The 2,565-nt window shown below is 70.5% G+C and carries 1 protein-coding gene; it reads right to left on the bottom strand.

Going from position 1 to position 2,565, the window contains the following annotated elements; genetic code table 11:
* Positions 1-304: 304 nt before the first annotated feature.
* Positions 305-2,467 (bottom strand): choline BCCT transporter BetT, encoded by a 2,163-nt coding sequence (gene betT, locus DQW06_RS24005; RefSeq protein WP_117199361.1) that lies wholly within the window; start codon positions 2,465-2,467, stop codon positions 305-307.
* Between the last annotated feature and the right edge of the window lie 98 nt (positions 2,468-2,565).

Genomic DNA, 2,565 nt, shown 5'->3' with positions numbered 1-2,565 from the left:
ACGGTGAGGGGGTTCGGGGAGGGCGGCCGGGGGCACCGCCCGCGGATCCGCGACGAGGCTACGCGCGCGGCCCGACATTTCGGATGTCACTCGGACGCCTCCCGGGCACCGCACCCCAACCGTGCGGCCCGCCCCGTCCGTCGTGGTCTCGCGCCCGTGGCGGGGTCCGACCGCCCGGACTCGCTACAGGCACAGGATCACCGCAGGTCAAAACCCTTGCGTCACACCAGCTGTGCCACACCGGCTGTGCCACACCGGCGACGCTTCCGGCCGGACCGGATCCGGTACCCGCCGGCGAACGCCCTCAGCGCTCCTCGGTGTCCTGGACGTCGGCGGTGCCCGGCCCGTGGTCGGGAAGCGCGGAGCCCGAGGTCGCCTCCCGGTGCAGCCGCAGGAACTCCAGGTGCCGCTCGTACTCGTCGAGGATGTTGCCGATGAGCTGCTCCTTGGTGTAGCCCATCACGTCGTAGCCCTGGCTGCCCTCGGTGAGGTAGACCTCGAAGCGCACGTAGGTGTCGTGCTCGGCGAGCGAGCGCATGGCGAACGCGGGGGTGGGCACCTCCATCGGCCACACCCGGTAGCTGAACTCCTCCTCCTCGCCCATCGGCGCCCGCAGCTCCAGGTAGGCGATGCCGACGGCCTCGTCCACCCCCTCGCTCACCGACGCCTCCGCGCCGTGCTCGCGCAGCTCCTCGGCGACGTCCCGGAACGCCGGGCGGCACACGTCGCGGACGAACCGCTCGGCCGCCCGCCTGCCGGGGAAGCTCACCGCCCGCCGGATCCGCTGCCGCCAGTTGCGTTCGGGCCCCCGCCGGTCGGCCGCGGTCCGGTCCGACAGCGACGAGGACAGGGTGGTCCGGAAGGCGTCCTTGCGGAACTTCTCGACCCGCAGCGCCTTGAACAGGCCCCACATGATCACGAACATCACGAACGAGAACGGCAGGCCCATGATGATGGTCGCGCTGGTCAGCGTGTCCACCCCGCCGACCAGGAGCATGGCGAGGGTGAGCAGGCCGGTGGCCGCCGACCAGAAGACGCGCAGCCACGGGGCGGCGTCGGTGAGCGGCGTCGGCAGGTGGGAGCTGAGGTTGCCCATCACCAGCGCGCCGGAGTCGGCGGAGGTGACGTAGAAGAGCAGTCCGACGACCGTGGCCAGCCCGGCGCTGAACAGGACGCCCGGGTACTGCGCGAGCAGCGCGTAGAAGCCCTGTTCGGGGTGGTTCATGGTGGTCTCGCCGAACGCGGCGCCGCCCTCGCGCACGACGCTCAGCGCGCTGTTGCCGAAGAAGGACAGGAAGGTCAGCGTGAACAGGAGGGGGACCACCAGCGTCGCCGCCACGAACTGCCGGATGGTGCGTCCGCGCGAGATCCGGGCGAGGAACATCCCCACGAACGGAGCCCAGGCGATCCACCAGGCCCAGAAGAACAGCGTCCAGGCGTTGAGCCAGTCGGTCGGCGGGTCGTAGGCGAAGGTGTTCAGCGTCATGGAGGGGAAGCGGCTGAGGTAGTCGCCGATGTTGAGGACCAGGGCGTTGAGCAGGTAGAGGGGGTCCTCGAAGACCAGCACGTACAGCATCAGGACGACGGCGAGCACGACGTTGATCTCGGACAGCCGCCGGATGCCCCGGTCCACGCCCGCCACCGCCGACATCGTGGCCACGAGCACGGCGACGATGATCAGGCCGAGCTGGGCCGCGACGCCCTCGGGGACGCCGAAGAGGAAGTTGAGCCCGTAGTTGAGCTGCACGACGCCGATGCCGAGCGACACGGAGATGCCGAAGATCGTGCCGATGACGGCCGCCAGGTCGACCGCGTCGCCGACCGGGCCGTGGATGCGCCTGCCGATCAGCGGGTACAGGGCCGAGCGGATGGCCAGGGGCAGGTGGTAGCGGAAGGAGAAGTAGCCCAGGGCCATGCCCATCAGCGCGTACATCGCCCACCCGGTCACGCCGTAGTGGAAGAGCGTCCACACCACGGCCTGCCGCGCCGCCTCGACGGTCTGCGCGTCGCCCTCGGGCGGCGCCAGGTAGTGGCTGACCGGCCCGGAGACGGAGAAGAACAGCAGGTCGATGCCGATGCCCGCCGCGAACAGCATGGCCGCCCAGGCGAACACCCCGTAGTCGGGCTTGGAGTGCTGGGGGCCGAGCTTGACCCTGCCGTAGCGGGAGAGCGCGATGACCACCACGAACCCGAGGTAGAGGGTGGTGGCGAGGAAGTAGTACCAGCCGAACACCTCGGTGATCCACGTCACGACGGCGCCGATGGTGTTCCCGGCGTGCGTGGGCGCGACGATCGCCCAGACCGAGAGCGCGACGATCAGCGCGGACGAGCCGTAGAACACGACCGGTTTGAGGCGGCTCGGACCGCGCTCCGCCTCCTCGGGGGTCTCCGGTCCGGTTTCCGGCTCCGGCTCGGCTTCCGGCTCCGGTTCGCGGTCCGGACGGTGCTGCCCTCCGTCGGTGGCCACCGTTTCACCTCTCGTTCGTGCGGTACCGGAAGTGGCTCCCCGGGGGCGGTGCCGACGGGACGCGGATCACCGGATTACGGGATTCGGACATTCCACGG

The organism is Nocardiopsis sp. TNDT3 (genome assembly GCF_003427465.1).
In the GTDB taxonomy this organism is placed as follows: domain Bacteria; phylum Actinomycetota; class Actinomycetes; order Streptosporangiales; family Streptosporangiaceae; genus Nocardiopsis; species Nocardiopsis dassonvillei.
This window is presented reverse-complemented; position numbering and strand designations above follow the sequence as displayed.